The sequence below is a fragment of the Streptomyces sp. WM6378 genome (assembly GCF_001279695.1).
Taxonomy (GTDB): domain Bacteria; phylum Actinomycetota; class Actinomycetes; order Streptomycetales; family Streptomycetaceae; genus Streptomyces.
Genome location: NZ_LGDD01000347.1, coordinates 1 through 16,165, shown reverse-complemented (window position 1 = coordinate 16,165; position 16,165 = coordinate 1). Strand labels below are relative to the sequence as shown.

The window sequence follows — 16,165 nt, the reverse complement described above, 5'->3', positions numbered from 1 at the left end:
TTCGGGAGCGCTGCTTCATCAGTATTAATTCATCGGCTGATGAATATCCTACTCCTTCAGGCAGCCTCCCGCCTCCCTGGTTTTTCGTCGTCGTGGTGGATCGGCATCGTCGAACCGGTCAGCGGGACACCCGTACCGCCCCGCCGGACGGCGACGATCTCCGCCGCGATCGACAGCGCGGTCTCCTCGGGCGTCCGGGCGCCGAGGTCGAGGCCGATCGGCGAGCGCAGCCGGGCCAGTTCCGCCGCGGTCACGCCCTCCGCGCGCAGCCGCCGGGTGCGGTCCTCGTGCGTGCGGCGCGAGCCCAGCGCCCCGATGAACGCCGCCGGCATCTGCAGCGCTGCCGTCAGCAGGGGCACGTCGAACTTGGCGTCGTGGGTGAGCACGCACAGCACCGTGCGGGCGTCGGTGCCGGTGCGCCGCAGATACCGGTGCGGCCAGTCCACGACGACCTCGTCGGCCTCGGGGAAGCGGGCCCGGGTGGCGAAGACCGGGCGGGCGTCACAGATGGTCACGTGATACCCGAGGAACTTTCCCACCCTCGCGAGCGCCGCCGCGAAGTCGATCGCGCCGAACACGATCATGCGCGGCGGCGGCACGTTCGACTCGACCAGCAGCGTGAGACCGCCGGGGCAGTGCGTGCCGTCCGCAGAGAGCTCCACCGTGCCGGTGCGGCCCGACTCCAGCAGGGCCCGGGCCTCGGCGGCCGCCACCCGGTCCAGGTCCGGGTGGCCACCGAGTCCGCCCTCGCAGGTGCCGTCGGGCCGGACCAGCAGGGCGTGTCCGCGCAGTCCGGCCGGGCCGCGGGCGACCCGGGCGAGGGCCACGGGTTCACGGCGGACGGCGGCCGCCAGCGCCGCGGCCGACAGCGCCCCGGTCCGGCCGGAGACCGGGGTGACCAGCACCTCGATGGTCCCACCGCAGGTCAGTCCCACGGCGAAGGCGTCTTCATCGCTGTAGCCGAACCGTTCGAGCACGCTCTCGCCGGACCGCAGCGCCTCGCGGCACAGGTCGTACACCGCGCCCTCCACGCAGCCGCCGGAGACCGAGCCGATGACGGTGCCCTCGCTGTCGACGGCGAGGGCGGCACCCGGACCGCGTGGCGCGCTGCCGCCGACCGCCACGACGGTCGCGACGGCGAACTCCCGGCCGTCTTGGGCCCATTGGTGCAGTTCCTCGGCCAGGTCAAGCATCCGGCGCCTCCGCGGCGGCCGCGAGGATCCGGTCCGGGCGGATGGGCAGGCTGCGGTGGCGCACACCGGTCGCGTGCCAGACCGCGTTGGCGACGGCGGCCGCGGCGCCGACGATGCCGATCTCACCGATGCCCTTGATGCCGACCGGGTCGTCGGGATCGGTGTCCTCGATCCAGTCGGCCTCGATGCGGGGCACGTCGGCGTGTGTCGCGACGTGGTAGCCCGCGAGGTCGGCGCCGACGTGTCCGCCCGAGACGCGGTCGCGGACGGCCTCCTCGTGCAGGGCCATGGAGATGCCCCAGATCATGCCGCCCCGCAACTGGTTGCGCGCGGTGAGCGGGTTGATGATCCGGCCTGCCGCGAAGACGCCGAGCATGCGCCGCACCCGCACCTCGCCGGTGCCGGGGTCCACGGAGACTTCCGCGAACTGAGCGCCGTAGGAGTGCCGTTCGGCCGCGGCGAGGGCGCCGATGGCCTCGGTGGTGTCCGACCGTACGGTGATCCCCTCGGGCGGGATGCCGGTGCCGAGGGCCAGCCGCTCGCACAGCTCCGCGGCCGCCACCCGGATCGCCCAGGCCCAGGAGCGGGTGCCCATGGAGCCGCCGGCGATCATCGCCGGGCCGAAGTCGCTGTCGCCGATGCGCACATGGACGCGTTCGGGAGACGTCCGCAGCGCGTCGGCGGCTATCAGGGTGAGTGCGGTACGGGCCCCCGTGCCGATGTCGGCCGCCGAGATCCGGACGGTGAAGGTGCCGCCCGGGTGCGCGGTCGCGCTCGCTGTGGACGGCATGGCGCCCGCCGGGAAGGAGGCGGCCGCCATGCCCGTGCCGAGCAGCAGCCGGCCCTCGCGGCGCAGCCCGGGGCGCGGGTCTCGCTCGGCCCAGCCGAACCTGCGGGCGCCCTCCCGGAAGCAGGCGGCCAGATTGCGGCCGGCGAACGGCAGGCCGGACACCGGCCCCCTGTCGGGTTCGTTGCGCAGGCGCAGTTCGATCGGGTCGATCCCGCACTTCTCGGCGAGTTCGTCGAGGGCGGCCTCGAGCGCGAACGATCCCGGCGCCTCGCCCGGGGCGCGCATGAACGTCGGGGACGGTATGTCGAGCCGTACGACGCGGTTGGCGGTGTGGTGGGCGTCGGCGTCGTACATCACCCGGGCCACCCCGGCGCTCGATTCCACGAACTCGTAGCCGGTGGCGGTCTGGCTGAGGGAGTGGTGCGCCAAAGCACGCAGGTGCCCGTCGGTGTCGGCGCCGAGCCGGACGTGCTGAATGGTGGGGCTGCGGTAGCCGGCCAGCGAGAACATCTGACGGCGTGTCAGGACGACGCGCACCGGCCGCTGCAGGACGGTCGCGGCCATCACGGCGGCGACCTGGTGGGCGCGCACGCCCTTGCTGCCGAAGCCGCCGCCGACGTGTTCGGAGCGTACGCGCACCGCGGCCGGGTCGAGCGAGAAGAGGTTCGCCAGCTCGCCGACGACCCAGGTGGCGCCCTGGTTGGAGTCGGTCACCTCCAGCCGGCCGCCGTCCCAGCGGGCGGTCGCGGCATGGGGTTCCATCGGATGGTGGTGCTCTTCGGGAGTGGTGTACTCGGCGTCCACGACGACGGCCGCGGCGGCCAGTCCGGCGTCGAGGTCACCCTTCTCCGTCACCGCCGGAATGTGTCCGTCCGCCGCGTAGGCGTCGGGGTGTCCGGCGCCGAACCCGACGTCGTGCGGCTCCTGTTCGTAGCGCACCACGAGCGTCTCGGCGGCCTCTCTGGCCTGCTCGGACGTCTCGGCCACGACCAGCGCCACGGGCCAGCCCAGATGGGGCACCCGGTCGTGCTGGAAGACGGCGCAGGTCGGGTCCGGCCGCATGCCCAGCAGGCCGGTGTAGTCGGTGGTGAGGCGCGGGGCGTTGCGGTGTTCCAGGACGGCGAGGACACCGGGCATGGCGAGGACGGACTCGGTGTCGAGGTCACGGATGCGGCCACGCGCGACCGTGGACAGCACCAGCCAGCCGTGGGCGAGGTCGGCGAAGGGAACCTCCCCGGCGTAGCGGGCGGCTCCGGTGACCTTGTCCCGTCCCTCGACTCGGGTGTGCGCGGTGCCGACGGCGGCTGTGTGCAGGGTGGTGGCGGTGCTGAGGGTGGTCATCGGGCGGCTTCCTCGGCGAGTTCGGACAGGACGGCCACCACGAGGTTGCGGATCAGCTCCACCTTGTAGCCGTTGTGCGGCAGCGGCCGGGCCGCCGCCAGCTCGGCGTCCGCCGCGGCGGCGTAGGTCCCGGCGTCGGCAGGCGCACCGATGAGGACCTGCTCGGCCGCGCCGGCCCGCCACGGACGGGAGGCGACGGCACCGAAGGCCAGACGGGCGTCCTGTACGACGCCGTCGCGGACGTCGAGCGCCGCGGCGAGCGAGCCGATGGCGAAGGCGTACGAGGCACGCTCGCGCACCTTGCGGTAGCGGGAGCGGGCGGCGACCGGGGCGGGCGGGAGCGTGACGTGGGTGATCAGCGCGCCCGACGGCAGGGCCGTCTCACGGTGCGGGGTGTCGCCGACGGGCGGGTAGAAGTCGGTGAGCGGCAACTCCCCCGGCCCGTGGGCCGTGTGGAAGTGGACCACGGCGTCGAAGGCGGTCAGGGCCACGGCCATGTCCGAGGGGTGTACGGCCACGCAGTGACCGGAGGCGCCGAGGATCGCGTGGTTATGGTGTTCGCCCTCGATCGCGGGGCAACCGCTGCCGGGCACCCGCTTGTTGCAGGGCTTGGTGACGTCGGTGAAGTAGCCGCAGCGGGTGCGCTGGAGCAGGTTCCCGCCGACCGTGGCCATGTTGCGCAGCTGTCCCGAGGCGCCCGCCAGCACCGCCTGCGCGAGGGCCGGGTAGCGACGCCGGATCTCGGGGTGGGCGGCGAGGTCGCCGTTGGTGACCGTGGCGCCGATGCGCAGTCCGCCGTCGGGCGTCGACTCGATCTCGTCGAGCGGGAGTTCACGGATGTCGACGAGCCGGGCGGGGCGCTCGACCCCGGACTTCATCAGGTCGACGAGGTTGGTGCCGCCTCCGAGGAAGCGGGTGTCCGGATCGGCGCCGAGCAGCGCGACGGCGCCGGCGACGTCGGACGCCCGCTGGTAGTCGAACTCCCTCATGCCGCCGCCCCCTTGCCCGCCGGAACGTCCTCGCCGCGGCGCCCGTCCGCCTGGACCTGGGCCGCGCGGGCCACCGCCTCGACGATCGACACGTACGCGCCGCAGCGGCAAAGGTTGCCGCTCATCCGCTCCCGGATCTCCTCGGCGCTCAGCGGCGGCGGCCCCGCCTCGGGCCGTACGTCGGAGGTGGCGGCGCTCGGCCAGCCCGCCGCGTGTTCCTCGATCACCCCGATCGCCGAGCAGATCTGGCCCGGAGTGCAGTAGCCGCACTGGAATCCGTCCAGGTCGAGGAAGGCCTGCTGCACGGGGTGCAGGCGGTCACCGTCGGCCACGCCCTCGATGGTGGTTATCTCGCGGTTCTCGGCCGCGACGGCCAGTTGCAGACAGGCGACCGCCCGGCGCCCGTCCAGCAGGACGGTACAGGCCCCGCACTGTCCCTGGTCGCAGCCCTTCTTGGTGCCGGTCAGGTCGAGGCGCTCGCGGAGTGCGTCGAGCAGGGTGGTGCGGTGGTCGACGGGTAGTGTGTGTTTCTCGCCGTTGATCTTCAAGGTGATGACACTGGACGTCGAGAGGACACTGGACGTCGATGAGGCCATGAGCTGCTTCTTTCGCATGGACAGTGCGGACGGGAGGGTCCGGCGGCCGGAGTACGTACGGCGCGGGGCGAAACGAAGGTGCTGGGTGCTGAGCCGGACAGGGGCAGCCTGCGACTGCCGCTGGGTCGCGTCCGCCGCTATGGTGGAGGCAACCGGACAACTGTCCGTTACTTGAGAACGTACCGGACAGTTGTCCGGTTAGCAAGGGTGGGTTCCCGCCACGGACCCATGAGGAGGACACGTGCCGCAGCAGCAGGACTCGCCCCGGCGCTCGGACGCGCAGCGCAACCGCGAGCGCATCCTCGACGTGGCCCTCGTCGAACTGTCCCGGTGCGCGGACGCCCCGCTGAGCATGATCGCCAAGAAGGCGGGCGTCGGGCAGGGCACGTTCTACCGCAACTTCCCCAACCGCGAATCGCTCGTGCTGGAGATCTACCGTCACGAGATGCAGCAGGTCGCCGGCAGCGCCACCCAGCTGCTGGAGACCCGGCCGCCCGACCAGGCCCTGCGCGCGTGGATGGACCGGCTCGCCGAGTTCGCCATGACCAAGGCCGGGCTGGCCGACGCGATCCGCCAGGCCACCTGCACCCCCGGCGGGCCGGAGAAGCCGCCGCCCACCCCGGTGATGAGGGCGGCGGGCCTGCTGCTCCGCGCCGGCCAGGACGCCGGCACCATCCGCCCCGGTTTCACCGCGGACGACTTCCTCCTCGCCATCGCGGGCCTGTGGCAGCTCGACCCGCACGACGACTGGGAGCCCCGCGCCGCCCGCCTCCTCGACCTGGTCATGGCCGGACTGCGCACGGGGCCCGCCGGCGCCTGAGCACCGCCCGGCGGCCGCGCCGTGGCCGGAAGTCATCAGCGATGACGCCGTCGGGCCTAGAGTCGGGCGGTGTCTGGGTGATCTCGGCGAAAGGGCCTGACTGCACTGGCCGACAAGCGAGTTGTCATCGTGGGAAGCTGCTTTTGAACCCTGGAGCAGAGGTTACGGGAGTGCTGCGGTCGGATCTGGTGGCCGGTCGGGTGCGCTCGAAAGCGGTCACGGGCGGGCATTCTGGCTGCGCCATGCGATGGCTGGGCCCTTTCACTGCTCGCTGGCGACGTGCCGTGCTCGCAGCCATGCCGCCTCAAACTCGTCCGGACGGATCTCCTTGTCCGCCCACTCAGGGTCGTAGAGGTCCACCACTGGCGGGTTGAACGACCAGTCGTCGGGGCTGCTTTTCAGTGCGGTTCCGTCGTCAGCGAGCTCTACCTGGCGCAACCTGCGGCCGTCGGAGCCGACCTCCATGAGGTAGATCGCCGGCTCATCGCCTTCCCCGTCCCAGCGACGCCGAAGGTGCACGATGCTCCGGCCCGCGAGCGCACCGAAACCCGGGCGGCCGCGCTGTGCGTCGCGCGCGGCCCGCAGCTGGTCCAGGCTCGGGGGCATGGTTGGCTCGTCGATGTCGACTTCCTCCAGGTCCCGGTCAGCCCGCTCGATGGCATCGGGAGGGTCGACCACCTCGACCTCCGCGAACGTCTCCAGGACCTCTCGGGCCGATCGCGCGTGAACCCACCACCACGCGCCGCCCATGCCGTAGTCGTGCAGGACGAGAAAGCGCGACTTCGGCGCGGGGGTAGCGCTTGTCCCTACGCTCTCCTGCGGGACAGGGCGAGCCCTTCGTATGGTTGGCCCGCCCAGGGGGGACGGGTGTGGCTTGTAGTGCTTTGCCGCTGATGGCTCGGAATGATTGGCCGCCCGTCGCCCCACGACGACTCGGCTGCCAATTAGGAATTGCGAATGATCGCTCCGTAGGGAATCGACAGCGACGTCGTCTGTGGTTCACGCTTACAGCTCGATGCACGGAGGGATCAGATGGCCGCAATGTGGGCCAGCATTGACGCAGGGAAGACCCATCATATCGGCCGAGCGTAGTTGAGCGCGATCGGGCAGCGGTGCTGGACCAGATGGTCTGAGACAACAGCCACCATTGAGCGTTTTCCAACCTCGCGGTGCCGACTGCGAGTTGGACGCTCTTGCGTAACGATGAAGCTCCTGGTAGACGGGTTCTCGACCAAGATCACCCTGTCCGCCAGGAGCTTCGTGTGCTTGTCCACCCATCTTCGATCGATCTGTCCAGCCGCAGCCTGCGGTTCCTGACGTTCCTAACTGGACAACTCACCTTCCGGCGGCGGGAGATCTGCACACGGTGGCGGCGCCTGCCGGCGGGCCGTCAGGCTCCACTCGCTCTGGCCCATCTGAGGTGCGGTGACACCTACGCCCAGCTCGCCCGGGTTGCGCAAGCTGCGCTGCAGCACCAACCGCAACACCGCGGCCGTCAAGGCCATCCTCACCCTTCACCTCGCGGCCGCGCCAGGACGAAACCCCTCACTTGAGGGTGGGCCCGCCACCTTGATCGTGGACACCTTGACACTGGGTCTTGAGTCCAGGGAGAGGAGTCCAGGTGGGGACCTATAAGTACTCGGCGGAGTTCCAGGCCGACGCGGTGGCGTTGGCCCGGTCGTCGGGCCGGCCCGTCTCGCGGATCGCTGCCGAGCCGAGTGTGAACCACGAGACGTTGCGGCAGTGGATCAAGACAGCGGAGGAGGCCGGGCGGCCCGAGGCGGTCGCGGCGTCGGCGAAGGAGGCGGAGATCGCGGCCTTGCGCAAGCAGGTGCGCGAGCGGGAGATGGAACGCGACATCCTGCGCCGGGCAGCCAAGTATTTTGCGGGCGCGACGAACTGTGGTGAGCCGCTTCGAGTTCGTTGCCGACCACCGCGGCACCTTCGGCGTGAAGCGGCTATGCACCGTGCTGAACCTGTCGAGGTCCAGGTCCTACCGATGGCTGAAGACTGCCCCGGCCCGCGCCGCGAAAAGGGGCGCGGACGCGGCACTCACCCAGCGGATACGCAAGGTCCATGCAGAGTCCGGGAAGACGTACGGAGCCAAGCGCATCACCGCCGAGCTCCGTGCCGACGGCCCGGTCGTGAACCGTAAGCGCATCGAGCGACTCATGCGCCAACACTCCATTCAGGGACGAATGTTGAAGCGTCGGCACCGCACCACCATCCCAGACCCCGCCCTCCAGGCGGTACGCGATCTCCTGCGGCGCAACTTCACCGCATCCCGCCCCAACCGGGCCTGGATCGGGGACATCACCCAATCCGGGGCCGCCACGCCTTGCCGGGAAGGCGGTCCTCCCTCTGCGGCGCGGGTCAGCGCTGCGATCCGGATTCCGCCGCGGACAACCCCTCCGGTGCCATGCCCTCCGTGACGCTCAGCTCCTGGGTCCCTACGACAGACAGCAGTTCCAGCTGCTCGGCTCCCGGGCTTCCGGGCGGGGCGGGGCGGGGCGGTGAACCACAGCAGGCGTTGCCGTCCGTCCTCGCTGAGGAGGTTGTAGCAGTCGAGTTCGATGACGCCGAGCATGGGGTGGACTATTCTCTTGTGGTCCATGCGGCGCACCGCGACGTCGTGGGTGTCCCAGAGGGCTGCGAACTCCTGGCTGCGGCGGCGCAGCACGGCGACCATCTTCGTGGCCTCCGTGTCGCTGCCGCGCCGGGCGGCCGCTGCTTGGAGGTCGGCCACGAACACCTGGGAGTGGTGCGGGTGGTCCTCGGGCGGGTAGATCTCGCGCGCCTGCGGGTCAGTGAACCAGCGGTACACCAGGCTCGCGGCCGGGCCGCGGTGGGCCGGGGACTTGCCGAGCAGGGCCAGGGCCAGGTCGTTTTTTCCACCAGGGTTTCGTGCAGGTCGGTGATGACACGGGCGGGGGTGTTGGACAGCCGGTCCAGGAGCCCGAGGAGCGCGGGCTGCACGTGTGCCGATGGTCCGTGTGCTGACGGAGGGACCGGCCGTTCGGCCAGGTGAAACAGGTAGTCGCGCTCGTCGCCGTTCAGGCGCAGGGCTCGGGCGAGGGCGGCCAGAGTCTGGGTCGAGGGCTGCACGCCGTTCTTTGCGCTGCCGCGTTCCAGCTCGGTGTAGTAGTCGGCTGACAGCCCTGCCAGCTGCGCGACTTCCTCGCGGCGCAGCCCGGGGACGCGCCGGCGCGGGCCTTGAGGGAGACCGACCTCGGCGGGGCGGATGCGGTCGCGGCGTGTCCTGAGGAAGGCACCGAGTTCTGGAAGGTTCACCCCTTCATGGTCGCTCGTACGCCAGAGCGCAGCCAGGGGGTGGCATCCCCTGGGTAAACGCAGCCCTGGCTAGGGATGGGGGACCGGCCGATCGTGGAAGGACGGCCTGCTCACCGCGGGCAGCTCCCTGTAACGCCCCACTGAGAGAAGGAACAACCAGCCATGCCTTTCGCGAACTTCAAGGTCCCCGAGAGGACCCTCACCCCGAAGCAGAAGGAGGAGATCGTCACCCGCACCACCGAGCTGTATGTCGAGATCTACGGCGAGCACGCCCGCAACACCACCATGGTTCTGGTCGAAGAGGTCGCCGACGGCGGCTGGGGCATCTCCGGCAACGTGCTGACCCTCGCCATGCTCGGCGAGGCGACAGCGACCGACACCAACGGCGCCTGACCGCACCGGCCGTCATGCGGCCAAGACATGACCTTGAAACCGAGGGCCGCCGGGTCGAGCGCCCGCCACACGGTCTCGTTCATCCGGGGGGCAGTGAGATCAGCAGAGCCCTTCATCGTGTCCCCGTACTCGTTCGGTCGGCGGTGTCCACCGGGGTGCGGGGACGGGCCACGGCAGCGGTCAGCCCCAGGTCGAGCCGCTTGTCCATGTCCAGGCGGAAGGTGCCGTACGGGTTGGCGTTGGACCAGAACAACGCGGTCAGGCCGCGCCAGTCCTCATCGCTCCTCGTCGAGCCAGCCGACGTCGGGCGAGGTGGTTACGGTCACGGTGCGTCCGGGATGCGGGTCGTGCACGAACACCTCCCACAGCGCGTAGGGGGTTGTTGGGCTCCTTGCCGACCTGGTTGATCGCGTAGGCGACATACGGGGGCTGCCTAATCAGCTCCGTGGTGCCGCGTTTGCGGTCACGCAAGCAGAGCGCGGAGGCGCGGCGGGTTCGTCGACGGGGTGGGCGGGGCCGTCGATCTCGACGTATGCCTCTCCCTCGTGCCAGGCGGCGTCGGTGTAGGCGACGAGGAGAGGAGGCAGCTCGTTGCTTTCCGGGGCGAGTTCGACCCGGTGGTCGCTGCCCCGGAAGTGGCAGCGGTGCACTCGGGTGCGTACCTTGCCCGGGCCGGGCGTCGGGCTGAGCCGCAGCTGACGTGGTCTCAGGAGCACCGGTCCCTGGCGCGCCGTACCGGCGTTGACGGTCAGTTTCAGGATGCCGAATGCGGTGTCGGCCCGCAGGCCCTCGATATGGGCCGTAACGATGTTGGCCTCGCCGAGGAAGCGGGCGACGGAGCTGTCGGCCGGTTCGCGGTAGAGGTCCTGTGGCGTTGCCTGTTGCACGATCCGGCCGGCCCGCATGACGGCGATGGTGTCGGCGAAGGAGAGCGCCTCGTCCTGGTCGTGGGTGACGAGGACTGCAGTGGTGCCGGCCGCGCGCAGGGTCGAGGCGACCTCGGCGCGCAGGTCGGTGCGCAGGGCTGCGTCGAGGGCGGCGAACGGCTCGTCCAGGAGCAGGAGTTCGGGGTGGGGGGCGAGGGCGCGGGCAAGGGCGACGCGTTGCTGCTGGCCGCCGGAGAGCTGGTGGGGGTGGCGCGCACCGAGGCCGGGCAGGCCGATCAGGTCGAGGAGTTCGGCGACGCGATCGCGGCGTTGTGAGCGGGGCAGGCCGAAGCCGATGTTGGCCGCGACGGTCAGGTGTGGGAAGAGGGCGCCGTCCTGCGGGACGTAGCCGATACGGCGGCGCTCGGCGGGCAGCCGGCGCAGCCCGTCGTCGAGCAGGGTGTCGCCGAGTGCCACGTGTCCGCGCCGGGCGGGGTGGAAGCCGACGATGACACGCAGCAGGGTGCTCTTGCCGCAGCCCGACGGGCCCAGGACGCAGGCGAGTTCACCGTCGGGCACAGTGAGTTCGACGCCGTCCAGGATCGGGGTGCGGCCGTGGGCCGCGTGCAGGTCGGTGATCGCGAGGCCGCTCATCGGGAGGTCTCCGGGGTGGGGTGGGAGCCGAGGGCACGGCGGGTCAGCAGAAGCACGGGGGGCACGGACATGACGACCATCAGCGCCGCGTACGGGGCCGCGGCTCCGTACGCGAGTCCGCTGGTGTAGACCCAGAACTGGGTGGCCAGGGTCTGGGTGCCCGTGGGGCGCAGAAGCAGAGTGGCGGTCAGCTCGGTGCTCGCGGTGAGCGTCACCATCGCGGCGGCGGCGCCCAGTCCCGGCAGGACCAGGGGCAGGGTGACCCGGGTGAACACGGCGAGCGGGCGGGTGCCGAGGGAGCGGGCGACTTCTTCGACTCCTGGGGGCACCTGGGCGAGGGCGGCACGGACGGCCGTGAGGGCGAGCGGGAAGAAGAGGATGACGTACCCGGTGACGAGCATCGGAGGCTGCTGGTAGAGCGGTTGGGCGTAGCGGATGGCGAAGAAGACCACGGAGAGGGCCACGGCGATCCCGGGCAGTGCGCGAGTGAGGTAGGCCGCGCGTTCAGCGCTCCGGGCGAGCCAGGTGCCACGCCGCCAGCCGTACAGCGCCACCGGCACGGCGGCCGTCGTGGACACCAGGGCCGCGGTCGAGGCGTAGCCGAGGGTGGTCAGCGCCGAGGACCAGACGGAGGCCGACGGCAGAGACGTCGAATCGCCCTTCACCAGCCAGTAGCCCAGCGCGTAGAGCGGGACTCCGAGCGAGAGGGCCACGACCGCGGCCAGTGCTCCCAGGGACGGGAGCTTCCAGCGGCCGAGCGCCGTCGGGGCGGCACTGCGCGCTGTGCTGCCTGACCGGGTGGTGCGGCCGCGGCGGCCCGCCCAGGCGTCCAGGCCCACCAGCAGCAGGGCGAGTGCGACGAGCACCGAGGTGAGCAGGGAGGCCGACGCGGCATCGAAGCCCAGCTTGTACTCGGTGAAGATGGCGGTGGCGAAGGTGGTGTAGCGCACCATCGCGAACGCGCCGTACTCGCCGAGCAGGTAGAGCGAGACCAGCAGTGCGCCGCCGGCGAGCGCGGGCCGGGCGAGTGGCAGGGTGACCCGCCACAGGGTGGTCCACAGCCCGCGGCCCAGGCTGCGCGACACCTCCTCGGCGGCGCCGTCCGTACGCCGCAGCGCGGCCGCGACCGGGAGCATGACCAGCGGGTACAGCGAGCCGGTCATCACGAGGACCGCTCCCCAGTAGCCGTGCACCCACGGGCAGAGCGAGACCCAGGAGTAGCCGCGGACGAACTCGGGCACGGCCAGCGGCAGCGCGAGCAGTACCGTCCACCAGCGTCGGCCCGGCAGGTCGGACCGCTCGATGAGGAAGGCGGCGCCGAAGCCGATGACGGCGGTCGCGAACGTGACGGCCCCGGCCAGGGTCACGGTGTTCACGATCAGGGTGGCGAGGACGGGGCGGCCGAACAGCCGCTGCGCCTGGTCCCAGCCGGCCTGCGCCGCCTGCATGGCTACGAACCCCAGCGGTGAGACCACCACCGCCACGACGGCGAACGCGACCACGGCCAGCGGTGAGAGCAGGCCGGTGGCCCGCCACCGCCTTGGCGGCGACGGGCCGTCGGCGAGATTCGGGGTGGTCACTGCAGGAGGCCGGTGTCCTGGAGGAGCTGCAGTGCGGCCTTGCCGTCGCCGAGGTCGGCCACGGGCGCTACGGTTCCGACCGAGTCGAGCGGCGCGAGCTCGGCCTTGCCCGGTACGCCCGCGAGCAGGGGGTATTCGTAGCTCTGGGAGGCGGCGATCAGCTGCTGGGCGTTCTTGCCGTCCAGGTAGGCGAGGAAGGCCTGGGCGGCGGCCTGGTGCTTGCTGGACTTGAGGATTCCGGCGCCGGAGACGTCGACGAGTGCACCGGGGTCGCCCTTGGCGAAGTAGTGGAGCTTGCTGTGTGTGCCGGCAGCTGTCTTCTCGTCGCGCAGGCGGTACCAGTAGTAGTGGTCCACGACGCCGCCCTGCACCTCGCCGCTGTTGACGGCGGCCGACAGGTCCTCGTTGCTGTTGTAGACCTTGGCGTTGGCCTTGAGTCCCTGGAGCCACTTCTTCGCTCCGTCGGTCCCGTCGGTCTTGATCATGCGGGTGACGATCGGGGCGAAGTCGGTCTCGCCGGGGGCGATGCCGAGCCGGCCTTTCCAGGCGGGCGAGGCGAGGTCGCGTACCGAGGCAGGAGGGGAACTGTCGGCCGGGGTGCCGGAAGCGGAGACGAACGCGGCGGTCCGCGCCGAGACGCCGACCCAGCCGCCCGTCGGGGAACTGTCCGCTGCCGGGACGGCCTTGAGGGTGCCCGGCGCGACGGGGGCGAGCAACTGCTTCTCCTCCAGGACGGTCAGCGCCGGCGGGTTCTCGGCGTAGAACACATCGGCCGGAGACGCCGCGCCTTCCTGGAGGATCTGATTGGCCAGCTCGGCCTCGTCGCCCGAGCGGAGCTGGACCTTGATGCCGGTGCGCTTTTCGAAGTCCGCGGTGAGCGTCTTGACGGTCTGCTCGTGCTGCCCGCTGTAGACGGTGATCGACTGCCCCGCGAGTGAGGAAGAGCCACCCGTTACAGCTGTGCCGTCGGCGCTCTTGCTGTTGCCCGAGCCGCCACAGCCCGCCAGCACGAGAAGCGAAGCAGCCACGATCGGCAGGGCCACGATCGACCGTCCGGGTCCGGGCACGATGAACGTCCTTACGTCAGGGGTGAGCAGAAATAGCCGGGCGGTCTGCGGTCACTGCGACCGCGCCGCCAGGAAATGAGGGCAGGGCCGCGCAGAAGCAACCCCGCATTAGTTAGCTGAGGCATACCTTAGTGAGAATTCGGCGCCTCGTCTACATGCCTGTAGACATCACGGTTTGGGCGAACAAGGCGCAGCAGGCGTTCCAGCGGCCTGACCGCCCTCACGCAATGGGCCGAGCAGGAAGGCGCGGCGCGGCAGGCCACCACGCGCCACGGCGCGAGACCATCGCGGACGACGGCAAGAACCAGGCGGTGTCCCTCCGACTGGGCGTAAGGACCTGCAACTCCAAAACCCGCCGCAGCAGGCTCACACCCGGGCAACGCACCACGCTCACGGAGTTGGGAGTGATGTGGGCCTGACGCGTTCGCGGCAGTCGGGTTCCTTGCCCACAGCCCGATGGCGGTGCAGGGGACCTTGTCGTGGCGGCACGCTTCATAGAGCACGCGGGCGTCGGCCTCGCTGAGGACGTCCCGTTGGAGGCCGGTGGCCGCGGTCTTCCGGCCGTGGGGCGGACGGCTGCACGATGATGGAGGCATGGAGATCGAGATCCTCGTCGTACCCGACTGCCCGAACGCCGAGCCCGCCGCCGAGCTGGTAGGGCACTCACTCGACGAGGCCAGCCGTACGGACGTCACGGTCACCACGCGCGTGATCACCACACAGGACGAGGCGGAACACCACGGCTTCACAGGCTCCCCCACCCTGCTGGTCGACGGGCGAGACCCGTTCGCCGAGCCCGGCCGCTCCCCGGGGCTGGCCTGCCGGATCTACCGGACACCGGACGGTCCGGCCGGACTGCCTGCGCTCGACCAGCTGCGGCGAGTCCTCACAGTGGACGTCCCGGACACATCCGCGCCCCACGTACCTGGGGCAGCTGAGAATCGGGATGAGCCCAATGGCGAAGACCACGTAAAACAGTCCGGCGACCGGTTGAGCACCGAGCAACTCGCGCTGCTCGCCGGGCACGGGGATGAACTGGGTGCAGGCGGGCACGCTGACCAGGATTGCGGATGGTCGTTGAACACAGCGGTCAGGATGAAGTGAACGAAGGGGTCCCGGGGTCTGGATACAGCCCCCGGGGCCCTTGCGCTTTCGAGGACCGGCCGGGGCTGCCCGGCACAGACCCGCGTCGGCTTTCGGGGGCCGGAGTCCGGCAGTTCCAGAATCTGTAACTGCCCGTTTGGCCTGCACGCGGAAGGCAGGGCACGACAGCACTGCGGCCCCGGCCTGCCCGCGCGGTGGCCTCCACTCAGCGAGCGGATGGAGGAGTGGCGGGAGCGGGCCACCGGGGATCACGGCCCGGTTCTCGTATGTCTACGGCAGGTGGCTGTTCGACGCACTCACCATTCGCCGACAGCGGAGCACGGCCGAAAAGTCCGTTTGAGGTGCCCCGGAGACGGAAAGGCCCGTTTGGGACGCCCTGGAGACGGACTCCGAGATTCCGGGGCCTAACGTTGAAGGAGACGACTTGCCCGCCTTACGCAAGATCGTGGTCACGGCTGCGGTCCTGGCCAGCACCGTCATCACCGCCTACCCGTCATCCGCCCAACCCCTCACGTCCTCGTCCGCTCCCTCCTCCGCCCATGCCCCTCTGGGAACCGGCAGCTGGCACGCCTACTGGGAGGCGGACTGGAAAGGCGCGGATACGACATTCTCCGGAAACACCGGGGACTGCCACTACGTCGGCAACAACTGGAACGACCACATCCGCTCCGCCCGCGCCGACGGCGCCAACACCAAGGTGGAGCTGTGGGACAACTTCGACTGCACCGGGGGGTCGATCACCATCGACGGATCCGGCTACCACAGCATCGGCGACTGGGTCAGCGCCTACCGCGTGACCAGCTAGCACTCCAGCAGAAGTCCGCCGTCTGACCAGCGGTGATGTCGAGGCGTCAGGAGTATGGCGGGCTGCCGGAATCAACTGACAAAGGACGGTCGACCCACGTTTCCACGTCGGGGCCGGGGCTCACCGCCGTGCCGCCTCGGTCCCCTGCCCCGGGCAGGCGCTGAGCCTACCCGTGAACAGCTGCGGCCCGCGAACACATCAGGTGCCCACGGGCCGCAGCTGTACGTGCGGCTGGCCAGGAGGCCATTGGATGGTGCCGCGGTGGGCGCTACGAGGGCGGCTTTGTTTGGCACGGCGTTCATCCCTCGTCCGGGGCAACTGCCTTGAATGCGCCTGCTGTTGCGGGCAAGGCGCCAGGACATTGGCGTGTATGCAGCATCCAGAGAAGAGAACAGCAGCAGCCGTCCGCCGCGTTGGTGGCCGACGGGGGTTGATCGCGCTGGTGGTGGGTGCCCTGTGCGCCGCCTTCCTCCTCGTGGGCGGGGGCACTGCTTCAGCGGCGCCGCCGGACAGCAACCGGATGGCGACCTGGAACATGCAGCGGTCCCCCGGCCGCTGGACCTACGCCCTGGGCCTCTCGGACAACGCGAGTGTCGTGGCCCTGCAGGAGGCGTCGATCACGCCACCGCGCGGGGCAGTGCCGCTGGGCCGGATCGGCCGCAACATCCGCGCCTAC

The 16,165-nt window shown here is 70.7% G+C and carries 16 protein-coding genes and 2 pseudogenes; 8 read left to right on the top strand and 10 right to left on the bottom strand.

Going from position 1 to position 16,165, the window contains the following annotated elements; all coding sequences use genetic code 11:
* Positions 1-56: 56 nt before the first annotated feature.
* From ADK54_RS40325 to ADK54_RS40310, 4 genes are read right to left on the bottom strand one after another with little or no spacing between them, the layout of a single operon-like run.
* Positions 57-1,193 (bottom strand): XdhC family protein, encoded by a 1,137-nt coding sequence (locus ADK54_RS40325; RefSeq protein WP_053730835.1) that lies wholly within the window; start codon positions 1,191-1,193, stop codon positions 57-59.
* Positions 1,186-3,324 (bottom strand): xanthine dehydrogenase family protein molybdopterin-binding subunit, encoded by a 2,139-nt coding sequence (locus ADK54_RS40320; protein WP_053730834.1) that lies wholly within the window; start codon positions 3,322-3,324, stop codon positions 1,186-1,188. The genes ADK54_RS40325 and ADK54_RS40320 overlap by 8 nt, the downstream gene beginning before the upstream one ends.
* Positions 3,321-4,313, bottom strand: coding sequence for an FAD binding domain-containing protein (locus ADK54_RS40315; RefSeq protein ID WP_053730833.1), 993 nt, complete (start codon positions 4,311-4,313; stop codon positions 3,321-3,323). Before ADK54_RS40315 ends, ADK54_RS40320 begins: the two co-directional genes overlap by 4 nt.
* Positions 4,310-4,909 carry a (2Fe-2S)-binding protein gene (locus ADK54_RS40310; protein ID WP_053730832.1) on the bottom strand — a complete coding sequence of 200 codons (600 nt, stop codon included), beginning with the start codon at positions 4,907-4,909 and terminating at the stop codon, positions 4,310-4,312. The genes ADK54_RS40315 and ADK54_RS40310 overlap by 4 nt, the downstream gene beginning before the upstream one ends.
* 241 nt (positions 4,910-5,150) lie before the next feature.
* Here ADK54_RS40310 and ADK54_RS40305 point away from each other — a divergent pair, with 241 nt between their 5' ends.
* A complete protein-coding gene (locus tag ADK54_RS40305; protein WP_053730831.1) occupies positions 5,151-5,729 on the top strand; it encodes a TetR/AcrR family transcriptional regulator in 579 nt (192 codons plus the stop codon).
* Positions 5,730-5,990: 261 nt separating this feature from the next.
* Here ADK54_RS40305 and ADK54_RS40300 read toward each other — a convergent pair whose 3' ends face one another.
* The gene (locus ADK54_RS40300) at positions 5,991-6,479 is read right to left on the bottom strand and encodes a hypothetical protein (RefSeq protein WP_053730830.1); all 489 of its coding nucleotides are present in this window, start codon (positions 6,477-6,479) and stop codon (positions 5,991-5,993) included.
* Between the two features lie 512 nt (positions 6,480-6,991).
* Here ADK54_RS40300 and ADK54_RS44380 point away from each other — a divergent pair.
* The 3 genes and pseudogenes from ADK54_RS44380 to ADK54_RS49035 form a co-directional block, all read left to right on the top strand.
* Positions 6,992-7,177: pseudogene (locus ADK54_RS44380) on the top strand (IS5/IS1182 family transposase); the annotation flags it as partial.
* Positions 7,178-7,350: 173 nt separating this feature from the next.
* A complete protein-coding gene (locus ADK54_RS49040; RefSeq protein ID WP_420717482.1) occupies positions 7,351-7,884 on the top strand; it encodes a transposase in 534 nt (177 codons plus the stop codon).
* Positions 7,793-8,161 (top strand): IS3 family transposase, encoded by a 369-nt coding sequence (locus ADK54_RS49035; protein WP_420717483.1) that lies wholly within the window; start codon positions 7,793-7,795, stop codon positions 8,159-8,161. The genes ADK54_RS49040 and ADK54_RS49035 overlap by 92 nt, the downstream gene beginning before the upstream one ends.
* On the opposite strand, the pseudogene ADK54_RS44365 reads toward ADK54_RS49035, so the two are convergent.
* Positions 8,103-9,020 (bottom strand): annotated as a pseudogene (locus ADK54_RS44365) (helix-turn-helix transcriptional regulator). The gene ADK54_RS49035 and the pseudogene ADK54_RS44365 overlap by 59 nt on opposite strands.
* Before the next feature lie 162 nt (positions 9,021-9,182).
* On the opposite strand from ADK54_RS44365, the gene ADK54_RS40285 reads away from it, so the two are divergent.
* Positions 9,183-9,413 carry a tautomerase family protein gene (locus ADK54_RS40285; RefSeq protein WP_053730827.1) on the top strand — a complete coding sequence of 77 codons (231 nt, stop codon included), beginning with the start codon at positions 9,183-9,185 and terminating at the stop codon, positions 9,411-9,413.
* A gap of 112 nt (positions 9,414-9,525) precedes the next feature.
* On the opposite strand, the gene ADK54_RS46515 is transcribed toward ADK54_RS40285, so the two are convergent.
* The 4 genes from ADK54_RS46515 to ADK54_RS40265 all read right to left on the bottom strand — a co-directional run bounded on the left by ADK54_RS46515 (position 9,526) and on the right by ADK54_RS40265 (position 13,580).
* Positions 9,526-9,666, bottom strand: a complete 141-nt coding sequence (locus ADK54_RS46515; protein WP_159048033.1) for a hypothetical protein — start codon at positions 9,664-9,666, stop codon at positions 9,526-9,528.
* Between the two features lie 184 nt (positions 9,667-9,850).
* Positions 9,851-10,933 (bottom strand): ABC transporter ATP-binding protein, encoded by a 1,083-nt coding sequence (locus tag ADK54_RS40275; protein ID WP_078967019.1) that lies wholly within the window; start codon positions 10,931-10,933, stop codon positions 9,851-9,853.
* The gene (locus ADK54_RS40270; RefSeq protein ID WP_063802161.1) at positions 10,930-12,513 is read right to left on the bottom strand and encodes an ABC transporter permease; all 1,584 of its coding nucleotides are present in this window, start codon (positions 12,511-12,513) and stop codon (positions 10,930-10,932) included. Before ADK54_RS40270 ends, ADK54_RS40275 begins: the two co-directional genes overlap by 4 nt.
* The gene (locus ADK54_RS40265; protein ID WP_053730826.1) at positions 12,510-13,580 is read right to left on the bottom strand and encodes an extracellular solute-binding protein; all 1,071 of its coding nucleotides are present in this window, start codon (positions 13,578-13,580) and stop codon (positions 12,510-12,512) included. The genes ADK54_RS40270 and ADK54_RS40265 overlap by 4 nt, the downstream gene beginning before the upstream one ends.
* Before the next feature lie 594 nt (positions 13,581-14,174).
* On the opposite strand from ADK54_RS40265, the gene ADK54_RS47045 reads away from it, so the two are divergent.
* The 3 genes from ADK54_RS47045 to ADK54_RS40250 all read left to right on the top strand — a co-directional run.
* On the top strand, positions 14,175-14,684 hold the full coding sequence (locus ADK54_RS47045; protein ID WP_063802160.1) for a hypothetical protein: 510 nt from the start codon (positions 14,175-14,177) through the stop codon (positions 14,682-14,684).
* Positions 14,685-15,108: 424 nt separating this feature from the next.
* Positions 15,109-15,489 carry a hypothetical protein gene (locus ADK54_RS40255; RefSeq protein ID WP_053730825.1) on the top strand — a complete coding sequence of 127 codons (381 nt, stop codon included), beginning with the start codon at positions 15,109-15,111 and terminating at the stop codon, positions 15,487-15,489.
* 370 nt (positions 15,490-15,859) lie between these two features.
* Positions 15,860-16,165: hypothetical protein (locus ADK54_RS40250; RefSeq protein WP_159048032.1), on the top strand; the 306-nt coding region annotated here is incomplete at its 3' end.

Coding starts and splice junctions, on each gene's coding strand:
- ADK54_RS40320 (WP_053730834.1), bottom strand. CDS start 3,324: ATGACCACCCTCAGCACCGCCACCACCCTGCACACAGCCGCCGTCGGC.
- ADK54_RS40325 (WP_053730835.1), bottom strand. CDS start 1,193: ATGCTTGACCTGGCCGAGGAACTGCACCAATGGGCCCAAGACGGCCGG.
- ADK54_RS47045 (WP_063802160.1), top strand. CDS start 14,175: ATGGAGATCGAGATCCTCGTCGTACCCGACTGCCCGAACGCCGAGCCC.
- ADK54_RS40285 (WP_053730827.1), top strand. CDS start 9,183: ATGCCTTTCGCGAACTTCAAGGTCCCCGAGAGGACCCTCACCCCGAAG.
- ADK54_RS40300 (WP_053730830.1), bottom strand. CDS start 6,479: ATGGGCGGCGCGTGGTGGTGGGTTCACGCGCGATCGGCCCGAGAGGTC.
- ADK54_RS40310 (WP_053730832.1), bottom strand. CDS start 4,909: ATGGCCTCATCGACGTCCAGTGTCCTCTCGACGTCCAGTGTCATCACC.
- ADK54_RS40275 (WP_078967019.1), bottom strand. CDS start 10,933: ATGAGCGGCCTCGCGATCACCGACCTGCACGCGGCCCACGGCCGCACC.
- ADK54_RS40315 (WP_053730833.1), bottom strand. CDS start 4,313: ATGAGGGAGTTCGACTACCAGCGGGCGTCCGACGTCGCCGGCGCCGTC.